This window comes from Brenneria uluponensis (assembly GCF_032395385.1).
Taxonomy (GTDB): domain Bacteria; phylum Pseudomonadota; class Gammaproteobacteria; order Enterobacterales; family Enterobacteriaceae; genus Prodigiosinella; species Prodigiosinella aquatilis.
Window position 1 is genome coordinate 2186652 of the sequence record NZ_CP135917.1, and the last position, 22225, is coordinate 2208876.

General features: G+C 49.1%; 19 protein-coding genes and 1 pseudogene. 10 read left to right on the plus strand and 10 right to left on the minus strand.

Annotation, left to right across the window (positions count from 1 at the left end; translation table 11 throughout):
• Positions 1-90: 90 nt before the first annotated feature.
• The 4 genes from RS889_RS10025 to tyrR all read left to right on the plus strand — a co-directional run bounded on the left by RS889_RS10025 (position 91) and on the right by tyrR (position 6015).
• Positions 91-1500: a YcjX family GTP-binding protein gene (locus RS889_RS10025; RefSeq protein WP_315710529.1), complete on the plus strand. Its 1410-nt coding sequence runs from the start codon at positions 91-93 to the stop codon at positions 1498-1500.
• A complete protein-coding gene (locus tag RS889_RS10030) occupies positions 1497-2540 on the plus strand; it encodes a TIGR01620 family protein (protein ID WP_315710530.1) in 1044 nt (347 codons plus the stop codon). Before RS889_RS10025 ends, RS889_RS10030 begins: the two co-directional genes overlap by 4 nt.
• Positions 2541-2728: 188 nt before the next feature.
• A complete protein-coding gene (locus tag RS889_RS10035; protein ID WP_315710531.1) occupies positions 2729-4273 on the plus strand; it encodes a peptidase dimerization domain-containing protein in 1545 nt (514 codons plus the stop codon).
• Positions 4274-4446: 173 nt separating this feature from the next.
• Positions 4447-6015 carry a transcriptional regulator TyrR gene (gene tyrR / locus RS889_RS10040; protein ID WP_315710532.1) on the plus strand — a complete coding sequence of 523 codons (1569 nt, stop codon included), beginning with the start codon at positions 4447-4449 and terminating at the stop codon, positions 6013-6015.
• A gap of 13 nt (positions 6016-6028) precedes the next feature.
• Here tyrR and RS889_RS10045 read toward each other — a convergent pair whose 3' ends face one another.
• Both RS889_RS10045 and RS889_RS10050 read right to left on the minus strand, forming a co-directional pair.
• On the minus strand, positions 6029-6607 hold the full coding sequence (locus RS889_RS10045) for a GNAT family N-acetyltransferase (RefSeq protein WP_315710533.1): 579 nt from the start codon (positions 6605-6607) through the stop codon (positions 6029-6031).
• The gene (locus tag RS889_RS10050; protein WP_021016242.1) at positions 6604-7503 is read right to left on the minus strand and encodes a helix-turn-helix transcriptional regulator; all 900 of its coding nucleotides are present in this window, start codon (positions 7501-7503) and stop codon (positions 6604-6606) included. The genes RS889_RS10045 and RS889_RS10050 overlap by 4 nt, the downstream gene beginning before the upstream one ends.
• Positions 7504-7621: 118 nt before the next feature.
• On the opposite strand from RS889_RS10050, the gene RS889_RS10055 reads away from it, so the two are divergent.
• Positions 7622-9091: an MFS transporter gene (locus RS889_RS10055; RefSeq protein ID WP_084297640.1), complete on the plus strand. Its 1470-nt coding sequence runs from the start codon at positions 7622-7624 to the stop codon at positions 9089-9091.
• Positions 9092-9155: 64 nt separating this feature from the next.
• On the opposite strand, the gene tpx is transcribed toward RS889_RS10055, so the two are convergent.
• Both tpx and mpaA read right to left on the minus strand, forming a co-directional pair.
• Entirely contained in the window at positions 9156-9659 is a 504-nt protein-coding gene (tpx, locus tag RS889_RS10060) for a thiol peroxidase (protein WP_021016240.1), read from the minus strand.
• A 55-nt stretch (positions 9660-9714) separates the two neighbouring features.
• Complete coding sequence (gene mpaA / locus RS889_RS10065; protein WP_021016239.1) at positions 9715-10446, minus strand: murein tripeptide amidase MpaA; 732 nt, start codon at positions 10444-10446, stop codon at positions 9715-9717.
• Positions 10447-10615: 169 nt separating this feature from the next.
• Between mpaA and RS889_RS10070 the strand changes: the two genes are divergently transcribed.
• From RS889_RS10070 to zntB, 3 genes are all read left to right on the plus strand, one after another.
• The gene (locus RS889_RS10070; RefSeq protein WP_315710537.1) at positions 10616-10867 is read left to right on the plus strand and encodes a hypothetical protein; all 252 of its coding nucleotides are present in this window, start codon (positions 10616-10618) and stop codon (positions 10865-10867) included.
• Positions 10868-10939: 72 nt separating this feature from the next.
• Complete coding sequence (locus tag RS889_RS10075; RefSeq protein ID WP_425475122.1) at positions 10940-12556, plus strand: peptide ABC transporter substrate-binding protein; 1617 nt, start codon at positions 10940-10942, stop codon at positions 12554-12556.
• 72 nt (positions 12557-12628) lie between these two features.
• A complete protein-coding gene (gene zntB, locus RS889_RS10080; protein ID WP_315710538.1) occupies positions 12629-13612 on the plus strand; it encodes a zinc transporter ZntB in 984 nt (327 codons plus the stop codon).
• Between the two features lie 330 nt (positions 13613-13942).
• Here zntB and ttcA read toward each other — a convergent pair whose 3' ends face one another.
• From ttcA to RS889_RS10095, 3 genes and pseudogenes are all read right to left on the minus strand, one after another.
• Positions 13943-14881, minus strand: a complete 939-nt coding sequence (gene ttcA, locus RS889_RS10085; RefSeq protein WP_315710540.1) for a tRNA 2-thiocytidine(32) synthetase TtcA — start codon at positions 14879-14881, stop codon at positions 13943-13945.
• A 44-nt stretch (positions 14882-14925) separates the two neighbouring features.
• A pseudogene (locus tag RS889_RS10090) lies at positions 14926-15215 on the minus strand (site-specific integrase); the annotation flags it as partial.
• Positions 15216-15311: 96 nt separating this feature from the next.
• Entirely contained in the window at positions 15312-15956 is a 645-nt protein-coding gene (locus RS889_RS10095) for an NADPH-dependent F420 reductase (RefSeq protein ID WP_315710981.1), read from the minus strand.
• Between the two features lie 105 nt (positions 15957-16061).
• On the opposite strand from RS889_RS10095, the gene RS889_RS10100 reads away from it, so the two are divergent.
• Together RS889_RS10100 and RS889_RS10105 are read left to right on the plus strand one after the other, a co-directional pair.
• Positions 16062-16958 (plus strand): LysR family transcriptional regulator, encoded by an 897-nt coding sequence (locus tag RS889_RS10100; protein ID WP_315710541.1) that lies wholly within the window; start codon positions 16062-16064, stop codon positions 16956-16958.
• A gap of 214 nt (positions 16959-17172) precedes the next feature.
• On the plus strand, positions 17173-17460 hold the full coding sequence (locus RS889_RS10105) for a putative hemolysin (RefSeq protein WP_315710542.1): 288 nt from the start codon (positions 17173-17175) through the stop codon (positions 17458-17460).
• Between the two features lie 44 nt (positions 17461-17504).
• Here RS889_RS10105 and RS889_RS10110 read toward each other — a convergent pair whose 3' ends face one another.
• The 3 genes from RS889_RS10110 to RS889_RS10120 form a co-directional block, all read right to left on the minus strand.
• Complete coding sequence (locus RS889_RS10110) at positions 17505-18497, minus strand: 2-hydroxyacid dehydrogenase (RefSeq protein WP_315710543.1); 993 nt, start codon at positions 18495-18497, stop codon at positions 17505-17507.
• A 126-nt stretch (positions 18498-18623) separates the two neighbouring features.
• Positions 18624-20177, minus strand: coding sequence for a methyl-accepting chemotaxis protein (locus RS889_RS10115; protein WP_315710545.1), 1554 nt, complete (start codon positions 20175-20177; stop codon positions 18624-18626).
• 412 nt (positions 20178-20589) lie between these two features.
• Positions 20590-22143, minus strand: coding sequence for a methyl-accepting chemotaxis protein (locus RS889_RS10120; RefSeq protein ID WP_021016229.1), 1554 nt, complete (start codon positions 22141-22143; stop codon positions 20590-20592).
• Positions 22144-22225: the final 82 nt, after the last annotated feature.

Sequence of the window (22225 nt, forward strand, 5' to 3'; positions counted from 1 at the left end):
AGCGGGCGTCGTGTCGTATTTTTTGGTGTTGAACGCGGTAAAATGATAACGCACCGAGTGTCCGAAAGCGTTACAAGGAACAGGAGTGCCATGTCTCATCCTCTTAATCGACTGCAAAACGAGTTAGGCTCGTTGGTAAACCGTGGTGTCGACCGTCATTTACGATTGGCGGTGACCGGGTTGAGCCGCAGTGGTAAAACGGCGTTTATCACGGCGTTTGTCAATCAGTTACTTCATCTACATAGCGGCGCCAGATTGCCGCTTTTTTCTGCCGTCAGGGAAGGGCGGCTACTGGGGGCAAAACGCATTCCTCAGCGCGACCTGGGTGTCCCGCGATTTGCTTACGATGAAGGCATCGCCGCACTGTATGGTTCTCCGCCCGCTTGGCCGACACCGACCCGTGGCGTCAGTGAGATCCGACTGGCGCTGCGTTATCGCTCTCATGATTCTCTGCTACGGCATTTTAAAGACACGTCGACTCTGTATCTGGAAATTGTCGATTATCCTGGCGAATGGTTGTTGGATCTGCCGTTGCTGGAACAGCGTTATCTTGACTGGTCACGGCAGATGACCGGATTGTTGCAAGGGGATCGCATCGCCTGGGCGCAGCCTTGGCTGACGCTGTGTGAAAAACTGGATCCTCTGGCTCCGGCGGATGAAAACCAACTGGCGGCTATCGCTCAGGCCTATACGGATTATCTGCTGAAATGTAAGCAGGAAGGTTTCCATTTCATTCAGCCCGGGCGGTTTGTGTTACCTGGTGATCTGGCGGGCGCGCCGGTACTGCAATTTTTTCCCTGGCCCCGGTTGGATGTGCAGGGGGAGTCCCGACTGGCTCAAGCGGATGTTCGTACCAACATCGGCATGCTGCGCCAGCGTTTTGACTACTATTGTCAGTCCATTGTTAAAGATTTTTATAAACGCCACTTTGTACGCTTCGACCGTCAGATAGTACTGGTGGATTGCCTGCAACCACTGAATAGTGGTGTCAATGCGTTCAACGATATGCGTCTTGCCCTGACGCAACTGATGCAAAGTTTTCATTATGGTAAACGTACGCTGTTGCACCGTCTGTTTTCCCCCCGCATCGATGAGCTGATGTTCGCTGCCACAAAATCGGACCATATTACCGCCGACCAGCACACCAATCTGGTGTCGCTATTGCAGCAATTGGTGCAGGAAGCCAGACAGAATGCTGCCTTTGAAGGTATCAGCATCGATTGTGCCGGTATCGCTGCCATTCAATCGACACAAGGTGGCATCGTGGAACATCAGGGACAGAAAATCCCGGCCTTGAAGGGGCACCGGCTCAGCGATGGACAACTACTGACACTCTATCCTGGCGACGTACCGGCTCACCTTCCAGGCGCGACATTCTGGCGTGAGCAGGGGTTCCATTTTGATCAATTCCGCCCGCAGGAAATGAGTGTGGATACGCCGTTGCCGCATATCCGGCTGGATACGGTGATGGAGTTTTTATTGGGAGATAAATTGCGATGAATGAACCGCTGAAGCCGCGCATTACTTTTGAGCAGAACGAGCCAGAAGAGCCGCAGCCGACATTGCGTGCGAATCAGACTTTTGATGAGCAAGACGCACAACGGTTTACCCCACAGGATCCCGCCAGTGAACTGCCGGAAGACGGGATGGCGGAAGCGGTTATCAATGATGTTTTGCACCCTAAACGTAGTCTATGGAGACGCATGGTGATGGCGGGGATCACGCTGTTTGGCATCAGTGCGCTGGCGCAGGGAGGGCAATCTCTGTATCACGCCTGGCTGGCACAAGACTGGATTGCGTTGGGCGGTATTGCCGCTGGCAGTTTGATCGTCGGCGCGGGTGTTGGTTCGCTGGTGATAGAGTGGCGCCGGCTTTATCGCCTGCGCTTGCGGGCGGAAGAGCGCGATATTGCGCGTGATCTGTTGCACAGTCACAGCATTGGCGCCGGACGGGGATTTTGTGAAAAACTGGCCCGACAGGCAGGGTTGGATCAAGGACATCCGGCGATGCAACGTTGGCAGGCGTCGCTGCATGATACCCATAACGACAGGGAGGTTGTCGAACTGTATGCCCGGTTGGTACAGCCTGTGCTGGATAACCACGCCCGACGGGAGATTAGCAGCTCTGCTGCCGAGTCAGCATTGATGATTGCTGTCAGCCCACTGGCACTGGTGGATATGGCGTTTATTGCCTGGCGTAACCTGCGGTTGATTAACCGTATCGCAACGCTTTATGGCATTGAACTGGGGTATTTCAGCCGCCTACGACTGTTCCGTCTGGTTCTGCTGAACATCGCTTTTGCTGGCGCATCTGAGCTGGTGAGAGAAATTGGCATGGACTGGATGTCGCAGGATCTGGCCGCCAGAGTGTCGGCTCGTGCCGCACAGGGGATTGGCGCCGGTCTGTTGACCGCTCGTTTAGGCATCAAAGCAATGGAGCTGTGTCGTCCTTTGCCCTGGCTGGATGATAAACCACGGTTGGGTGATTTTCGTCGTGAGCTTATCGGACGGGTTAAGGCCATCATGCATAAAACATCCTGACAGTTTCAGCACGATAGGATGATATCTGGCGTTTCTCCTGAAATTTCTTACTATTAGTCAAGAAAACGTTCATGTTTTGGTGCATTCATCAGTACCGTTGTGATAAGCATAGTCATGTATACCGAGTACGGGTTTCATGCAAATACCGATATGTATATGCTTCTCTTCCATTGACGGGATGTTTGCTTATGCACCACTGTAAAAAAGTCGTTATTACCGGACTACTCTGTTCTGTGTTGCTCTCTTTATCTGCCCAGGCACAACTGGTGCTGGCACCCGCCGATGCTCAACGTTATGCACAAGGCAGTTTCCCCGAATACCTGGACTGGTTGACACTGCCTGATAGTACTGAGTCCTCGTCCGATATTCAGCACAATGCCGCATGGCTTATCAACGCGCTCAAGAAGCGCGGATTCATTACTCAACAATTGAAGAATGATTTACGTCCCATGGTTTACGCCGAATGGGGGAAACCACAGCCGAACCGCAAAACCATCCTGTTTTATATGCACTTCGATGGGCAACCTATCACTGCAACCGAGTGGAAAACCGATCCCTGGAAACCGATACTGAAAGTTAATGATGGAAAAGGGGGATGGCAGGTACAGCCTGACAACCATCTGTTAACCACGTCCACACTCGACCCAGAGTGGCGTATCTTTGCTCATTCTGCCGCTGATGGTAAAGGGACCATTGGCATATTTCTGGCGGCGATAGATGCACTGAAAGGATCGAATACACCAGCGACGGTAAACATCAAAGTGTTGCTGGACTCAGAAGAACGACGGGGATCACCACATCTTATTCGAGTGGTGGCACAGAATGCGGCGCAGCTTAAAAACGACGGTATCGTCATTTTCAATGGTGCCATGTCCGATAATGATAAGCCGATGATCACCTTTGGTTATCGGGGTAGCATCCAGGTGGATATGACCGCTTTTGGTCCTATCGTCGGTGCGCACAGTGGGGCTTACGGCAACATTATCTCTAATCCGGCCATGCAGCTGGCAGCGTTGCTGGGCAGTATGAAAGAAGCGAATGGTCGGGTGACGATCCCTGGTTTTTATGATCGGGTAAAAATCAGCGACAGCGATCGTAAACAGATGGCCGAATCTGCTCCATCGCCTGGAACGATAGAAAACCGCTATGGTGTGAATCAGTTGGATAAGATTGCGGACAATCCTATTGAGGCGCTGCAATACCCTTCGTTGGATATTATCGGTCTCAATGCCGGGGATACCGGTCGACGGGCTATGACGGTCATACCGGCGACGGCTACCGCCAGTATTAACCTCCGAACGGTACCGGAAACTCCGCCGGAGTATCTCTACGATTTGCTGAAAACGTATGTGGTATCCAAAGGTTTTCATATCATCCGCTCTGACTCACCTTCGTTACAGGAGCGGAATCATTATCCTCGTCTGATTTCCATGACGATGCTGGCCTCACCTGGCAGTGCCGTCGCGGTCAGAACACCGATGGATTCCCCGTTTGCGATATGGGCGGTAAAGGGAATAACCGCCCCCAGGGGGATTGCAGCGGAAAAAAATCGTATGGTGGGTATTTCACCGCCAATTAATGGCCCGGTTCGTCTATTAAAAAGCAGCTATGTGTTCGTGCCGTTATTGAATGCAGACGACAATCAGAACAATCAGGACGAAAATCTGCGCGTTGGTAACTATATCGAGGGTGTAAGAGCGATCGTGTCCATGGTGACTACGCCATTCCCGTAAATTTAATCGCTGCTACTGGAATAGCGGTTTGCCGTGCTGAAGCGGGTATTGCGCCGTGTTTGAATTATTCGGTGACTGTCAACTTTTGCTGACACTTTACTTCATCCTGTGACAGTGAAAGGGTATCATCAGGTTTTATCCTCTGCCGCACCTGATTAAGAAGGCTGTCGTTGATGCGTCTGGAAGTTTTTTGTGAAGACCGTATTGGTCTAACCCGCGAACTGTTGGATTTGCTGGTACTCCGTCATATTGATTTACGCGGGATTGAAATTGATCCCGCTGGCCGAATTTATCTCAACTTCGCGAGCCTGAGTTTTGATGACTTCCGGGGATTGATGGCAGAAATTCGCCGTATTGATGGTATCAGCGATGTCCGGACCGTCGCCTTTATGCCTTCCGAACGTGAGCATCGAGCGTTGAACGCCTTGTTGGAATCAATGCCGGAACCGGTGTTGTCCCTCGACCTGAGAGGGAAAGTGGAATTGATCAATGCGGCAGCGTTGAGGCTGTTTGGTTTGCCGGTGGAGAAGGCCCGTAACCTCACCCTTGGCCAATTGATCCACGGATATAATTTTACCCATTGGCTGGAACTGGGTAGTGTGCCAGAAACCGAGCGAGTGGTGATCCAGAGTCAGGATTTTCTGCTGGAAATAACACCGGTATATCTGGACGACGATACCGCTAAACCGACGATTGTCGGTGCGCTGATAATGTTGAAATCTGCGGCGCGTATGGGACGCCAGTTGCAGGCGATCGGCATTAATGATGACAGCGAATTTGATCATCTGGTCGCTATCAGCCCTAAGATGCGGCAGGTGATCGATCAGGCCAGAAAATTGGCGATGCTGGATGCGCCGCTGTTGATAGTGGGTGAAACGGGCACAGGTAAAGATATGCTGGCGCGGGCGTGCCATCTGCGCAGTACCCGTGGAAAAGAACCGTTCCTGGCACTGAATTGCGCTGCTTTGCCGGATGACGTCATGGAAAGTGAACTTTACGGTTATGCGCCGGGCGCTTATCCCAATGCACTGGAAGGTAAAAAGGGATTTTTTGAACAGGCTAATGGGGGGTCGGTATTGCTGGATGAGGTGGGAGAAATGTCACCTCAGATGCAGACTAAACTGCTGCGTTTTCTCAATGATGGTACGTTCCGTCGGGTAGGGGAAGAGCATGAAGTTCATGTGGACGTGCGGGTTATTTGCGCCACTCAGAAAAATCTGCTGGAACTGGTACAGCACGGTCAGTTTCGTGAAGATCTCTATTACCGCCTCAATGTGTTGACGCTGACGTTGCCGCCGTTGCGTGATCGCCCGGCGGATATCATGCCATTGACCGAACTGTTTGTGGCACGTTTTGCTGATGAGCAAGGCATACCAAGACCAAAATTGGTGCCGGAACTGCGTAATCTGCTGCCGCAATATGGCTGGCCCGGCAATGTGCGTCAGTTGAAAAACACCATCTATCGCGCACTCGCTCAACTGAATGGCAATGAATTGCGTTTGCAGGATATCGATCTGCCCGCTTTCGTGGCTGAGTTGCCACAGAGTGATGAACCACTGGAGGGGTCGCTAGACGATATCAGTAAACGTTTCGAACGCTCGGTACTGACTCGTCTCTACCAGACCTATCCCAGTACTCGCAAGCTGGCGAAACGGCTTGGCGTTTCTCATACGGCGATAGCCAATAAACTGCGGGAGTACGGGCTTAGCAATCGTAAAGTCAGTGAGGAAGAAGACGAGTAAGCACTGTGCCTCTTTAACGGGCATGAAGGCTATTTGCGGGAACCAGTGAATATAGGGCAGCATCGATCGGCTGCTGCCGGATGATGATCCGGTTTCTGGCGATACCTTCATAGTGCGCTCCCGCTTTCTCTGCCACCCGGCGACTGGCCCCGTTTTCTTCGCCCGCCACAATTTCCAGCCTGGTTAGTTTTAGCTGACTGAATCCGTATACGGCTATTGAGTTAACGGCTTCAAGTGCGATACCTTTTCCTTGCATGGATTGCCGTACCCAGTAACCAATATTGCCCATTTGGCGAATCGGCTGAATTTCATTAATAGAGATACCACCTAAAAATCTTTCGGATGTCCGGTCAAAAATACCAAGATCAACCGCGGTATGTGCCTGCCTGCACTGGTCACAGAAGGCGAACCAGTCTGTGGCTTCTGTAGTGCTGTAAGTGGATGTACACCAGGGTAGCCAGCGCCCGACAGTGTTGACAGACTCCAACACCGCCTCGACAAACTGGGGAATATCATCATTGGCGAAGGGGCGAATCACTAGTCTGGATGTCAGTAAAGGGAACATAAACTCACCTGAATGCGTATCGGTCATTTGGATTCATTTGGCGCCGGAAACGTGGCGAGAGTATCCAGTAATAGCTGATCTTGTTCTTCCGCAGGCATATAGACCAGCATGCGGTCGCCATTACGTGATGCTGTCCACCAGTTGATCTGTCGCAGTGAAATGATGCCGAGATTCGGGTGGTAAAAACGTTTTACTCGATCATCAACGCCCTGAATTTCGTAGTGTTGCTGCCATAACTGACGAAATTCCTCTGATACGGCAAGATAGCGCTGCAATTGTGATTCCCATCGCCGGTCGCCAGCATGTTCCGCCATCTGTGCGCGAAACATAGCCACAATATTGGGCAGAAATTCATGAAGATCGACCAGGTGCTCTCGCCAGCCCTGATGGGTTAACGCCAGGTAGATGCAGTTGCGATCTTCTGGTGGAATCTGGCGCAGATCGATATTTAACAGACGGCACCAAGACTGGTTAAATCCAAGAATAGTAAAACGGGCATTGACAATAACGGCGGGAAAGGGGTTGAGTTGGTCAAGGATCCGCTGACTGGCAGCACTAATTTTTTCGCAGCTTGCCTGCACTGATGGTGAGAATGGTAAACCTGCCAGCATAAACAGATGCCGGGTTTCCACCTCATTGAACTGCAATGCATCGGCGATAGCCGTTAGCGTTTTGACTGAAGTACGAATAGGTCGCCCTTGCTCTAGCCAGGTGTACCAGGTAATGCCAACATCGGCCAATAGCGCCACATCCTCTCGTCTCAATCCGGGAGTTCGTCGCTTGCGGGGCACAGCTAATCCCAGACGCCGTGGGTCGAGACTTTCACGGCGCGAACGCAGAAACGTACCCAATACTTTACGGTTGTTCTGTATGGTTGGCGGAGCTTTAGCTTCTGACTGCGGATTAACATTCATTATCGCCATTACGCGTCTTCTTCTATTCTGACAGGTAGTGTTTATACCAGGATAATCAAGAACTGGTACCCGTTTAATTTACAGGTGATGCTAGCTCCGGTTGGTTCTTAACGCAATGGGTACAATTATGAAACATGCTTCATCCACCCTGGGGTTAAGCAGTATCGGTCTGGTGATTTTATTAACCGGACAACTGCTGCCGATGATTGATTTTTCGATAGTCAACGTGGCACTGGAGTCTATTGCCCATTCCCTGTCGGCCAGTCCTGCTGAGCTGGAGCTGGTGGTTTCTGTTTATGGCGTAGCTTTTGCCGTTTCTCTGGCGATGGGAGGGCGGCTGGGCGATAACTATGGCCGTCGCCAGGTCTTTATGATGGGGGTCTTTTTATTTGGGCTGGCCTCTCTGCTGTGTGGTATTGCGCAAACGGTATGGTTGTTACTGGTGGCTCGGGCATTGCAAGGTGTGGGTGCGGCGTTGATTGTGCCGCAGATTCTCGCCACGCTGCATGTCTGTCTGCGTGGTAGAGAGCATGCGCATGCCATCGGTTTGTACAGTGCCATTGGCGGGTTGGCGTTTATTGTCGGACAAGTATTGGGTGGGTTACTGATTCAACTGGATATCGGTGGTTACGGCTGGCGTAGTGTATTCCTTATTAACCTGCCTTTTTGTCTATTGGTGTTGACCTGTGCTCCGCGATGGGTACCGGATACCCGTGGTGAGAAAAAGGTGGCGCTCGATCTTCTTGGCATTGTGGCATTGTCGCTGGCGATTATCTGTCTATTGTTTCCACTGGCACTTGGCCCGATATGGCACTGGCCGTGGCAGTGTCTGGCGGCGCTGGCTGCCACGCTGGTGCTATTCCCTCTGCTGTTGTGGATTGAACGTTACCAGGAACGACAACAGCGAGCACCGTTATTGCCCCCAGCTTTATTGCGTCTACCCAGCGTCCGGTTGGGATTAGTGATTGCCGTGCTGTTTTTTTCCAGTTGGAGCGGATTCATGTTCGCCGTGGCTTACACATTGCAATCTGGTGCGGGGTTTACGCCGTTACAATCAGGGAACAGTTTTATTGGTCTGGGGTTGGCTTATTTTATTGCTTCACTATTCAGCAGTCGAATAACGGGACGGGTTGGCAAAACGCGTGCTCTGTTGATTGGGTGCACCATCCAGATGATCGGATTGTTGCTATTGATAGCAACGCTGGTATGGGTGTGGCCCGTGTCGGAAGGGGTGTATTTATTACCCGCAACGTCGGTAATTGGGTTCGGCCAGGCATTTATTGTCAGCAGCTTTTTCCGTATCGGGCTGTCTGATGTCCCTATGGTGCATGCGGGTTCTGGTAGCGCACTGCTTTCCACGGTGCAACAAGCATCGTTGGGGTTGGGGCCTATTTTACTGGGAACGGTGTTGGTTCAGACGCTGCATTTTACACAAGGACGATTTTTGACCGCGCTGATCGTTACGTTATGTGCTGAATGGGGATTGATGCTGATATTAGTACTGCGTACAGGCCTGGTGTTGCGTAAGGAAAACCACGAGCCGCAACAGGTCACTATTACATCTTGTGTGGCGGTGGACATTCAGAAAAACAATTAATTGATAATGAAAAAATGCCAGTCAGTAAAATGCTGACTGGCATGATGAACGCCGATGACGGGGATTATTTCAGTACTGCCAGTGCGGCATCATAATTCGGTTCGGTGGTGATTTCGTTCACCAACTCGCTGTGCAATACGATATCGTTTTCATCCAGTACCACAACCGCACGAGCAGTCAGGCCTTTCAATGGACCATCAACAATGGCGACACCATAGTTTTCTTTGAATTCAGCGCCACGCAATGTAGAAAGCACCACTACGTTATTCAGCCCTTCTGAACCACAAAAGCGTGACTGGGCGAATGGCAGATCAGCAGAAATACACAACACAACGGTGTTTTCCAGCTCGGAGCCCAATTGGTTGAATTTCCGCACGGATGTCGCGCAAACGCCAGTATCGATGCTGGGGAATATGTTCAGAATTTTACGTTTGCCTGCGTACTGGCTGAGAGCAACGTCAGAGAGATCTTTGGCAACCAATGAGAACGCGCCGGCTTTGCTACCCACTTTGGGAAAGACCCCGGCTACGGGTACTGGATTGCCTTGAAAATGTATGGTCTGTGACATGTCTGCGTCCTTAGTTACATGTGGTTAACATGTTGTTCAGTGTAGGGCAATACCCTCAAATTTGATATAAAAAATTATGCCCCAACAGGTTAACCATCGGGTCAAGATAACGCTCATTCGCCGTGTCTGCGGCAATGACGGGCAGCTCGGCAGTAATACATAGCAGCGCTCTGTCGGCACACCAACTGCCAAACGAGCCCGGTGTGCCATACCCTACATTGTCTACCTGCGGTAAGGAGAAATGGTAAGCCATCCATGTGCCTAGTACAGAACATTGTGGATCATCAATACAGGCCAATGGTTCATGAAATGACACGACCCACGGAGGGGAGAGTCGATCAATTAACTGGCACAATGCCTGGGTTTCCGGTTCGGACCCTGGCGCATCACCGGTCGATAGCGTGACATCCCGCGCCTTAGTGGCGTCACTCCAGCGATAAACGGTTTCACCTGGTTGCCAGTTACTGGCCGGAAAGTTGCGGTTGATATCGACGCCGTTGGCATTGGAACGTATCCCAAGCTGACAGCCATCCGGGTTTACCGCCAGAATGACATGATGATGACGGTGGCCTGGTGCCAGGCTGCGCATGGCGCAGGACAGCGCGATGGTAGAAGCGGTTTCATCTCCGTGGGTGCCTGCAATGATCAGCCCGCTACCGCTATGCTGAATTTCAGCAGGGAAATAAAGAAGTGGTGCGCCCAGTCTTGAGTGACCATAAGGCTCACTGGATGTGGAGAAAAAGCCACGTGATTGCCTGTCTCGATAGGGTAATGCATGTTGCGTCATTGCTGTATTCCTGCGTCATCATTGTCAGGTTCATCATAGCAAATAATACTTCTGTGATGCCGCCGGGAATAACACCCGTAATATAGTCATAATGGCTGGATGTAAAAGCGGATTTTTGACTATTATAACTCACGAGATAGTAACCATTTTTTATGCGGTAAGGTGAAATATGTGTATTTGTGATATCAGTGTCGAGGACGTCTATGTTCGTTTGCCCTTATCGGCTTCCGTCGCCTGGATGCTGGATCGGCAGGCGGAACGTAAGCTGGGGTGGAAACGTTTTTTAGCACCGAAGAAAAATGTCCGCCCAAGCTGGAAACTCAAACCGCTACAAGACAGTTATGAAGTTCGCTTTTATCCAAAAAGAACGCCAGAGCTATGGTTTTTCAGCGCGGGAAATGCTGCCAGAAAGCGTCTCTAGGCATAACAATGGTTCATGTTCCCCTGTTGCTGATATTCGAACAGGGTGGTTATCAGGTAAGGTCAATTCATCATGTTATTTCGTTATTCCATCCTGTGTGGCGGGTTATTTACCGCGTTAATGAGCAGCGTCAGTGCCGCACAAGTGCCTCCGGGAACCATACTGGCTGAAAAGCAGGAAATTGTTCGTCATATCAAGGACGAACCCGCCTCACTGGATCCGATAAAAGCAGTGGGATTGCCGGAAGCGCAGGTTATTCGTGACCTGTATGAAGGCCTGGTCAATCAGGATGCGTATGGCAATCTGATCCCCGGCGTGGCGCTACGTTGGCAAACCAACGATAACCGTACGTTTATTTTTACATTGCGTGACAATGCCCGTTGGTCCAATGGTGATCCGGTAACGGCCAACGACTTTGTGTACAGTTGGCGCCGTCTGGTTACACCGAAAAATGCTTCACCATTTGGTTGGTTTGCCCGTTTGGCTGGCATTCTCAATGCCGATGAGATTCTGGCGGGTAAACTACCGGCCGAGAAACTGGGCGTGATCGCAATGGATGACCACACTCTCAAAGTACAACTGAATAAACCCGTACCCTATTTTGTCAGCCTGGTAGCTAACTTCAGTCTTTATCCGGTACATCAGGCCACGTTGGAGAAATACGGTAACGACTGGACCAATCCCGGTAATTTAGTGGGCAATGGTGCGTTTAAACTGCAAGACAGGGTGGTGAATGAAAAGCTGGTGCTGGTGCCGAATGATGACTATTGGGATCATGCCCATACCTGTCTGACCAAAGTTACTTTCGTACCGATTAATAGTGAATCGAGCGCGACTAAACGCTATCTGGCTGGAGATATCGATATCACGGAGTCGTTCCCCAAGAACATGTACCGAAAGCTGATGAAAGAGTTACCAGGTCAGGTTTTTACGCCGGATCAACTGGGAACGTATTATTACGCCTTCAATACCCAGCGCGCTCCGACGAATGATCCGCGGGTACGCAAAGCGCTGTCGTATGCTATTGACCGGCAGGTTATTGCGGAAAAGGTTTTGGGAACCGGAGAAAAACCTGCTTATCACTTTACGCCGGATGTGACGGCAGGGTTCAAGCCTGCGCCCGTGGAATTGCAGCAATATTCACAAGAAGAGCTGGATGCTCAGGCCAAGGCACTGATGGCGATTGCCGGTTATGGTCCCGGAAAACCATTGAAGCTGTCGTTACTGTACAACACACAGGAAGTGCATAAGAAGATTGCTATCGCCATTGCCTCAATGTGGAAAAAGAAACTGGGTGTGAGTGTGAGGTTGGTTAATCAGGAGTGGCAGACTTACATCGATAGTCGTAATACAGGAAATTTTGATGTAGTACGGGCGTCTTGGGTCGGGGATTATAATGAACCTTCAACATTCTTGTCTCTGTTAACGTCGAATCACAGCGGTAATATCGCTCGTTTCAAAAATGCGGATTATGACCGGGTGCTTGAAGACGCCGCGGGACAGACCGATGCCAAGATGCTGAATGACGACTACAACAAAGCCGAACAGATACTGGCGGACCAGTCCCCGATTGCACCGATCTATCAATATACCAACGGACGGTTGATCAAACCGTGGGTAAAAGGGTACCCGATTACCAATCCGGAAGATGTGGCATACAGTCAAACACTCTATATTCTCAAACATTAGCCACTCACTTCCGAATGTCAGTACGGGGGCGTCCATCAGGGTGGGTTGGGTTTATAATACCGGAGGTAACGTGTGGTAGCCATTGAAGGAAAATCATTACAGCAAACAGGGGCCGTTCATGCTTACCAACTGGATGGTGACGGCGGCGTTATGCCGATTGGCGAGCATGGCACGCTTAGCAGCACCAAACCCTGCTGGCTGCACCTGGATTCTACCCAACCTGACAGCATCCGATGGCTGAGTGAAACGACGTTACTGCCTGACAGTATACGTAGTGCTCTGGCGGGAGAAAGTGCCCGTCCCCGGGTGAGTCGACTGGGTGAGGGGATCATGATCACGCTGCGGAGCATTAACTACAACGCCAATGCCAGACCGGATCAACTGGTGGCTATCCGGGTTTTTATTACCGACCAGTTGATCGTCTCTACCCGGCGACGTAAGGTCGCGGCGATTGATGAGGTTGTGGACGATCTTAAGAATGGTAATGGCCCTACTGATAGTGGCAGCTGGTTGGTCTCTATTGCGGAGGCGTTGACTGACGACACCAGTGAATTTATTGATGATCTGCATGAGCGGATTATCAATCTTGAAGATAGCCTTTTGGATGAGAATATTCCGCCACGCGGCCAACTGGCTCTTATCCGTAAGCAACTGATTGTGATGCGCCGCTATATGACGCCGCAACGTGATATTTTTTCCCGTTTGTCCAGTGAGCATCTTCCCTGGATTCAGGATGACGACCGTCATCGGATGAGAGAGATTGCGTCCCGGCTGGGGCGGGGACTGGATGATCTGGATGCCAGTATTGCGCGGACCGCTGTTATCGCTGATGAAATAACCGCACTTATGACCGATGCTTTAAATCGCAGAACTTACACCATGTCCCTGCTGGCGATGGTGTTTTTGCCGTCTACATTTCTTACGGGGTTATTTGGCGTTAATCTGGGTGGCATTCCCGGGGCCGGGAATCATTGGGGATTCGCCGCGTTTTGCCTGATGTTGGTCATGTTGGTATTTGGTGTTACCTGGTGGTTAAAACGCAGTAAATGGTTATGAAAAAACAATGATTCTTATTGCGCAAATAATCACACTCTATGAGCAGTAGACAGAAAATCACGGCAATATTGAGCTATATCAACATTTTTTACCCATTGGTACGGCACTATCACCCCCGCAGGTGAATGCAACGTCAAGCGATGGGCGTTGCGCTCCATATTGTCTTACTTCCTTTTTTTGAATTACTGCATAGCACAATTGATTCACACCATGCCGACTTTATGTCGGCATTTTTTTCGCCGGTAGTAAGGATAAAAAATGTCTTGGTTTGAGGCGTAACTCCTCTGCGGGCGCCCCCTCCATTACCTGGTTAAACGATTAGCGCTTGGATTATTTGATTTCCAGCACGTCCAGTCTTTCCGGTGAGTCAGTGACATCGTCATCATCATCTGGTCGCCAGCCTGACGGTTGCAGCGGTAATATTTCACGATCGAACGCCAGATCACCGCCATTTACCACCTCGCTATCGTGAGTAATGGATTTAAAATCAAACAGAGCGGTATCACACAGATGGGATGGCACTGCGTTCTGCATGGCACTGAACATGGTTTCTATCCGGCCTGGGTAGCGTTTATCCCAGTCACGCAGCATGTCCTTGATGACCTGACGTTGCAAGTTAGGTTGAGAACCGCACAAGTTGCACGGAATAATCGGGAACTGCCTGGCATCAGCAAAACGTTCGATATCTTTTTCGCGACAATAAGCCAATGGGCGAATCACCACATGCTTGCCATCGTCGCTCATCAGTTTGGGCGGCATGCCCTTTAACTTGCCACCGTAGAACATATTCAGAAACAGCGTTTGCAGAATGTCATCACGATGATGACCCAGGGCGATTTTGGTGGCGCCTAACTCAGTGGCGGTACGGTACAGAATGCCACGACGCAGACGCGAGCACAGCGAACAGGTGGTTTTCCCTTCTGGAATTTTTTCTTTCACGATGCCATAGGTATTTTCTTCCACGATATGGTACTCGATACCCAGGCTGTCCAGATACTGTGGCAGTATATGTTCAGGAAACCCCGGCTGTTTCTGGTCCAGATTAACCGCCACCAGCGAAAACGTGACGGGCGCACTGCGTTGCAGATTACGCAGAATTTCCAGCATGGTGTAACTGTCTTTGCCGCCGGACAGGCAGACCATAATGCGATCGCCGTCTTCAACCATATTGAAATCGGCAATAGCTTGTCCCACGTTACGGCGCAGGCGTTTTTGAAGTTTGTTCAGATTGTATTGTTGATTTGGTTTAACTATTGGGTTCTCTGTCATTTTTTAATCTGCTAAAAAGGATTGGCACCCGCTGACAGTAGTCAACATGCATCAGTATGATGTGTATGGTACGGATTGCAGCGACGAATGCCAGATCGTTTTACGGCGGCGTTCCATAATTCACCGGTTGAAGAACGCGAATAACTCGCTTTTTGCTCACCTTTTTGTTTTCGTGGCTGAAATACAAAGCGTAACCGCTGAGTTTCAGTGAGCCGGTACTCCCGATGAGGGTAGATGATTTTTCTCCGAGGTTTTTTCCCTGTGAGTTCCTTTACGCTTTTAATGCTTCAATCGCGGGAGTAAGACGGGACATCGTGCGGATACCTGCCGGTGTGTTTATTTATGTGAACGCCAGTCTGGGCAATTCAGCGCAGACTGGCGTTTGCTATGTGCAGACGATCAGATTTATTGGCAAAGCCTGTCAGTTGGATTAAACGACAGTGGGATCCAGGCGGCGAGCTTCGTCAAGTGAGATTGTCAGTTCATCCTTCGTCATACGTACGCAGTAGGAGGGCATCCCTCGCTCAAATCTCCAGCCTTCAGACAGTGCCCCTGCATCCACAGTGTCAAAACCGAACGCCTCGTAGAGTCCGGCTGCGATCCTTTTACCATCAATGTCATTTCCAGCGAGAGGTAGTGCCCGGCGTAAAGCATTGCCGGCGGGCAAACCATCACTTACAAGCTGGGTCATTGGAATGGCATTGAATGCCTTAGTGATCTTCGCGCTAGGCAGATGACTGGACAGAAGTTCACTTGTGGTCGTCGTCTGTTTATCTAGTTCAGCAATATGACCATCGCGTTCAGGATAGTAGTTGACTGCGTCAATGACCTGTTTCCCTGAAAGTTCTGAGACCGGTAGCTGCCCGATCGCGGTAAGGGGCACGGCAATCACGACGATGTCACCGAATAGAGTGGCCTCACTGGCGGTGCCTGTTTCGCAACCGATCATCGGGCGAAGACTGAATAGTGTCTGTGGCCCACGCGAGTTACTGAGCATTACATGATGCCCGGTCTTGATCGCAAGTTCAGCAATCGCCCGTCCCACAAAACCTGCGCCGATAATACCGATTTTCATCATTCTTTCCTTTCAAATATCTTCTGGAAGAGAAAGAATAATTAAATACCTGGTGTTGATAAATGATAAGTAATGACATAGATAAACAATATACAAGAGGGAATTATGGACCGACTGACCAGTATGAATGTCTTTGTCAAAGCGGCAGAGCTTGGCTCCTTCGCCGCAGTGGCAGAGGCTTTACGAATTTCGCCGCAGATGGTGGCGAAGCATGTGGCTCGGCTTGAGGCGCGATTGGGTACCACGCTTCTGAGCCGTACCACTCGCCGCCAGCACCTGACTGATATTGGTCGTAATTACTATGAACGCTGCAAGATTGTGCTTGCAGAGGCCGATGCCGCCGACGCCATCGCACTTGAGATGAAAGTTACACCTTCCGGCACGATCCGGGTGAATGCACCCGTGACCTTTGGTGCTGTCGCTCTTGCACCTTTCATTACACGCTATCTGGAACACTATCCCGATACTCAGGTCGAGCTAACGTTGAGCGACCGAGTTGTCGATCCGCTTGAGGAGGGGTATGAGGTTATTATCCGTATCGGCGAACTGACTGACAGTCCAATGATTGCCTATCCTTTGCGGCCTTATCGACTGATTGCCTGTGCCTCGCCTGATTATCTTGAGCAGAAAGGTGTGCCAGAAACGCCTGCTGATCTTGTGCACCATTCGTGTCTTATCTATGGAATCTGGTCTCCTTCCATGCCTTGCCGTTGGTTGTTTTACAAGGCGGGAAAAACCGAAGAAGTACGGCCTGAAGGCCGGTTTCGCTCAAATGACTGGCGGGCGCTCCTGTACGCCGCAATCAATGGTTATGGTGTGACGCTGGGTCCTGAAGATGTACTGAGGGAAGAAATCAGTGTGGGACGTCTGATACAGGTTCTGCCGAATTATGAAGGACCCGTTCGCCCGATGAATATGCTGATACCCGCCGGGTTGCGACAAACGGTAAAAATCAGAAGTTTTGTCAACGCGGTTAGCGAAGCTTTTGGCCAGCCGACATAAGTGTGATTCTAGATGATTCAGATGGGATTTAATGTAAAGGAGCGGGATTAATAGACACGGCTTGCCGCATACATCGCTTCAGTTATTGTTAATGATTGAAAGGCACATCCTCTCAAAACCGGAGGTAACTCGAGGTTTCTCTCTCCCCATGTTGTAAATTGTGGTAAATAGGATTATTACGAATAATAGAAAAACAGTTCAGGAACCAAAAAGAATGAAGTTGTCACAATGGTTTTTGGCAAGCACCGCATTGATCTTGGTGGCTTGCAGCAGCAATGAAAACATAGAAACCGCTTCAGAAAATTCACCGATGATGTCTGCTCAGGATATGGCCTCCTTGCAGAATGATGGCTCGTCAGTAGCCGTCATTTGTACGCTGGCTGGTGGGAAAATGGGCATATCACGGCAATTAAATGGTACCCGTATTGGAACCTGTTTGCTGACTAACGGTAAACGCTGTGATGAGCAGGAATTAATGAGCGGAATGTGTTCTGCTGGCTGAATTCGGCAATAGACGAAGGCTACCGCCGCTAATGTGTTGGATATTCAGGGGTTCAGTAGGTTAGGGCACTCTTCATTGCGATTGATTTGTTGCAGGTTTTGCAATGTGGTTTGTGAAATGCTGGTCAGTGCTTCTTCAGTTAAAAATGCCTGATGACCGGTAAACAGCACGTTATGACAGGCGGAAAGACGCTGGAAAATATCGTCCTGAATGACGTCATTTGATTTGTCGGTAAAAAACAGACCGCGTTCGTTTTCATAAACATCCATACCTAATGCGCCAATCTTCCGTTGTTTCAGCGCGCTGATGGCCGCCTGAGAGTCAATGAGCCTGCCACGGCTGGTATTTATAATCATCACGCCATCTTTCATTTGTGAAAATGCCGTTTTATTCAGCAGGTGATGATTTTCCGGTGTCAGTGGACAATGCAGAGAAATGACATCGGCATTGGCATACAGTGTTTTCAGGTCAACATATTTAGCACCCAGTTCCAGCGCCTGTGGGTTTGGATAAGGATCAACAGCCAACAGGTGCATACCAAATCCTTTCAGGATACGCATGGTGGCGATGCCAATTTTACCGGTGCCAATAATTCCGGCCGTACGCTGATGCATATTAAAACCAATCAGCCCTTCCAGTGAAAAATTGGCATCGCGGGTTCGCTGATAAGCACGGTGAATGCGGCGATTCAGGCACAGCATCAGACCAACAGCATGTTCAGCTACTGCCTCCGGCGAGTAGGCCGGGACACAAACCACTTTTATTCCCAGCTCAGAGGCAGCGGCCAGATCAACATTGTTAAATCCTGCGCAGCGTAGTGCCAGGGTTTTAACGCCTAACTCGGCTAATTCCGTCAATACTTCTCGTCCACCGTCATCATTGACAAAAATACATACGGCCTCACTGCCGGTAGCGGTTTTTGCGGTACGCGGGCTGAGCATGAAATCAAAAAATTCCAGTTCGTAACCAAAGTGCTGGTTAACCTGTTCCAGGTATTTACAGTCATATTGTTTGGCGCTGTAGATGGCCAGTTTCATGGCAACGGCTCCAGATTATCGGTTAGTTGTTTCTAAATAGTAAACTAACAGAAAACGATAAATAAAGAGACAAACCGTTACCTAATTAATGGTAACGGTTTGGAAATGATAAGAGAGAAAAATGGTTTAATGTGTGTTACTGAAGACTGAAACCGCTTCCGCCATGGTAGTGATCTGGCTTTGCAGACGTTCGATTTCAGTGCTGGCGTGGCTGGCAAGGGTGGTATTTTGTCGGGTAGCGTCGTCAATGTTGTTCACTGCATCATTGATCTGACTCATCCCGATAGATTGTTCCTGTGTCGCATGGGTGATCTGTTTCACTAATTCGTTTACTTGTTGCACTTGATGATGAATGTGACTCATGGACTTCGATGTATGTTCAACCATGTGGTCGCCGCTATTAATGTTATCAATGGTCAATTGAATGATGCTGGCAATATCTCGCGCTGATGAAGCACTGCGTTCTGCCAGCATGCGAACTTCCCCCGCCACAATAGCGAAGCTTTTACCCATTTCTCCGGCATGGGCAGCCTCTACCGCGGCGTTGAGCGCCAGAATATTGGTACGGAATGACAGATTATTCAGTACACCGATAATATTGTTGATTTCGTGACTGGAATGGATGAGGGTTTTCATCGTCTGGGCCACCTCCTGGACGGCTTCTTCTCCAGCACCTGCGGCCTGATTAGCCTCCTGAGCAAAGTTTTCCGCCAGTTGGGTGGCAGAGGCATTGCTTTTAATAGTGACAGTGATTTCTTCCATAGAAGACGCGGTATTTTGCAGATTTTCTGCGGTTTCCTGACAACGTTGGCTCAACATATTGTTGCCTTTGGCTATCTCGGCACAAGCGGTACGTAGCTCGGCCAGTTGTCCGCTAACATCATCGACAAAGGTACGAAAATTCATTCCGGACTGATTTACCGCACGTAACAACATTCCAACTTCATCAACGCGTTTAAGTTCAAATTTAAGATCGGCTTGTCCGGAAGCCGCTTTAATCGCTTGTTTTAGTATGCTCTCTAATGGTCTGGCCAAATGTTGTACCAATAATTCACTGGTAACCAAAGCTCCAATAAAAAGAAATAAAGCAAAAACTAGTGTTACGATGTTGGCAGGAAAGACGTAGATTAATAGGCCCAATGCTAATAGTAGAAAAATAATAAAGTAAACTCGGATACGCCAGCGCACGGGAATAATTTTAAACAAACTTAACAATTTTAATGAGCCTTTATAAATCAGCAGTCCCTGATATAACTCTCTGATTTTTAATTTTTCTTCATTTATGTTTTTATACAAACTTTCGGCTTCTTTTATTTCATGTGCCAACGGTGTTGTGCGTACCGACATATATCCCGCGATATTCCCATTTTTAATTAACGGTGTCGTGCTGGCTTTTACCCAGTAGTAATCACCGTTTTTACGACGGTTTTTCACTATTGCCGTCCAGATTTTTCCAGATTTGAGCGTAGACCACATGTCTGCAAATGCAGCGGGCGGCATGTCTGGATGACGCACAATATTATGTGGTTGATCGATGATCTCAGCAAAGTCATAACCACTAGCTTTAATAAAATCTCTATTGGCATAAGTGATATGACTGTCTGGTGTTGTCACCGACATCAGTTTTGTTTTTTCATCTAACACATACTGAATATCACTGACTGGAAAATTCTTACGCATCGTTCAATCCTTGTGCTTTGGGAAAGTGTTATTGCTAATATTCAAAAAGAAGCTAACAATTGAATTCATTAATGGCAAGGATAGATATTCATTAGACACGAAAGTAAAAAATGCTGACTAATAAATAGACATACACTGTTTAATTTTCATGTTTGTTATTCATTTTTCCCATTACTGTACTCAAATGATAATGTTTATTATTTTAATAAATCAGAAGTAATTAATATCCATAATAGATTATCTTGCTTAAATTTTTGCCAATAAAAATAATAGCAGCGTGAGTGATTTCGCTATTCCATCATTTATACCCCAAATCATTCGAGTTGCAAAATGGCGGTAGGTGAAATGGAAGGTAATGGGTTGAATGTGCCCCACTGATATGTACAGTTTATACCAGTGGGACAGTCGTATATTAATTAGAGGCACTAAACACTGACACCGCTTGCGCCATCGTGGAGATCTGTTGTTGCAAGTGACCGGTGGCGGAATTGGATTGACTGGCTAATGCCGTGTTCTGATGGGTTAGCGCATCAATCTTGTTTACTGCGTCGTTAATCAAGTTGAGTCCCTGTGATTGTTCCTTGGTGGCCATGCTGATCTCATTCATCAGACGGGTAACTTGTTGCACTTTCGTCAGAATATTGCTCATCGACTTATTGGTGTGAGCAACTTGCTGATCGCCGGTCCGGATACTGCTAAGTGTGTCGTCAATCAGTTCAGCAATATTTTTGGCTGAATTGGCGCTGCGTTGCGCCAGTGAACGAACCTCACTGGCAACCACGGCAAAACTTTTCCCCTGTTCGCCAGCATGTGCCGCCTCTACGGCGGCATTAACAGCCAATATATTGGTTTGAAAGGCAATATTATCCAGTACGCTGATAATATCGGTAATTCGCTCACTGGCTTGGGTAATGGTATCCATGGTACTGGCGACTTCAGAAACCGCTTTCTCACCAGCATTAACTACCTGATTAACGTCCTCGGCATATTCTGAGGCCCGGACTGACGCATCGGCATTGCTTTTGATAGTGGCAGTGAGCTGCTCGACGGACGCGGCGGTTTGTTGCAGGTTTTCCTCGGTTTTTTCACAACACTCCGCTAACGTGCTATTGCCCTGGGCTATCTCGCTACAGGCATTTTTCAACGCATTCAGGTTATTATTCACGTCATCCACAAAGGTGCGAAAGTTCATACCGGACTGATTTACCGCTCGCATCAACATACCGACTTCATCTGCACGATTGAGTTGCACCAGATTATCCGCCTGTCCGGCTGCTGACCTCATTGCCTGTTCCAGAATCCGTTCAATCGGTTTAGCAACATGCAGTACCAATAGCTCACAAAAAAGACCGCTACAGAGTATCAACAACGGAAACAGCATCCATACCAGGGGTGTATGGATCAACAGAGAAAATACCATTGCCAGTGGCAACAGGCCTAACAGGGCAAAATAGCTACGAATACGCCAGCGCAACGGCATGGTTTTGAACATGCTCAGCCATTTTAGTGGTCCGCGATAAACCAACAGGCCATAATGGAAAGTCCGGTGCCGAAGTTTGCCTTCGTTAACCATGGCGTAGAGTGTTTCCGATTGCTGGATCTCTTCCGATGATGCCGCTGTGCGTACTGACATGTAGCCGATCAGTTTCCCTTCTTTTTTCAGCGGAGTTGTACTGGATTTTACCCAGTAATGATCGCCGTTCTTACATCGATTTTTTACAATACCCGTCCAGATTTTCCCTGCTTTTAGCGTACTCCACATATCAGCAAAGGCTAAGGGTGGCATATCCGGATGGCGGATAATGTTATGCGGTTGATCCATTAACTCGTCGGACTGATAACCGCTGACCTTAATGAAATCTGCATTGGCATAGATGATATGGCTGTCAGGTGTGGTGACGGACATTAATTTGGTGCTGGCATCCAACGGATACTGATGTTGGCTGACAGGATAGTTTTTGCGCATTACTTAATCCCTTTCGTGCATATCCTGATGGTGATTCTGTTATTGAGGTGACAGATACCGTCCGGGTAACTACAACATTGAT

Excerpts from the sequence above, each read along its gene's own strand:
- RS889_RS10025 (WP_315710529.1), top strand. The coding sequence starts at position 91 with ATGTCTCATCCTCTTAATCGACTGCAAAACGAGTTAGGCTCGTTGGTA.
- RS889_RS10030 (WP_315710530.1), top strand. The coding sequence starts at position 1,497 with ATGAATGAACCGCTGAAGCCGCGCATTACTTTTGAGCAGAACGAGCCA.
- RS889_RS10035 (WP_315710531.1), top strand. The coding sequence starts at position 2,729 with ATGCACCACTGTAAAAAAGTCGTTATTACCGGACTACTCTGTTCTGTG.
- tyrR (WP_315710532.1), top strand. The coding sequence starts at position 4,447 with ATGCGTCTGGAAGTTTTTTGTGAAGACCGTATTGGTCTAACCCGCGAA.
- RS889_RS10045 (WP_315710533.1), bottom strand. The coding sequence starts at position 6,607 with ATGACCGATACGCATTCAGGTGAGTTTATGTTCCCTTTACTGACATCC.
- RS889_RS10050 (WP_021016242.1), bottom strand. The coding sequence starts at position 7,503 with ATGGCGATAATGAATGTTAATCCGCAGTCAGAAGCTAAAGCTCCGCCA.
- RS889_RS10055 (WP_084297640.1), top strand. The coding sequence starts at position 7,622 with ATGAAACATGCTTCATCCACCCTGGGGTTAAGCAGTATCGGTCTGGTG.
- tpx (WP_021016240.1), bottom strand. The coding sequence starts at position 9,659 with ATGTCACAGACCATACATTTTCAAGGCAATCCAGTACCCGTAGCCGGG.
- mpaA (WP_021016239.1), bottom strand. The coding sequence starts at position 10,446 with ATGACGCAACATGCATTACCCTATCGAGACAGGCAATCACGTGGCTTT.
- RS889_RS10070 (WP_315710537.1), top strand. The coding sequence starts at position 10,616 with ATGTGTATTTGTGATATCAGTGTCGAGGACGTCTATGTTCGTTTGCCC.
- RS889_RS10075 (WP_425475122.1), top strand. The coding sequence starts at position 10,940 with ATGTTATTTCGTTATTCCATCCTGTGTGGCGGGTTATTTACCGCGTTA.
- ttcA (WP_315710540.1), bottom strand. The coding sequence starts at position 14,881 with ATGACAGAGAACCCAATAGTTAAACCAAATCAACAATACAATCTGAAC.
- RS889_RS10095 (WP_315710981.1), bottom strand. The coding sequence starts at position 15,956 with ATGAAAATCGGTATTATCGGCGCAGGTTTTGTGGGACGGGCGATTGCT.
- RS889_RS10100 (WP_315710541.1), top strand. The coding sequence starts at position 16,062 with ATGGACCGACTGACCAGTATGAATGTCTTTGTCAAAGCGGCAGAGCTT.
- RS889_RS10105 (WP_315710542.1), top strand. The coding sequence starts at position 17,173 with ATGAAGTTGTCACAATGGTTTTTGGCAAGCACCGCATTGATCTTGGTG.
- RS889_RS10110 (WP_315710543.1), bottom strand. The coding sequence starts at position 18,497 with ATGAAACTGGCCATCTACAGCGCCAAACAATATGACTGTAAATACCTG.
- RS889_RS10115 (WP_315710545.1), bottom strand. The coding sequence starts at position 20,177 with ATGCGTAAGAATTTTCCAGTCAGTGATATTCAGTATGTGTTAGATGAA.
- RS889_RS10120 (WP_021016229.1), bottom strand. The coding sequence starts at position 22,143 with ATGCGCAAAAACTATCCTGTCAGCCAACATCAGTATCCGTTGGATGCC.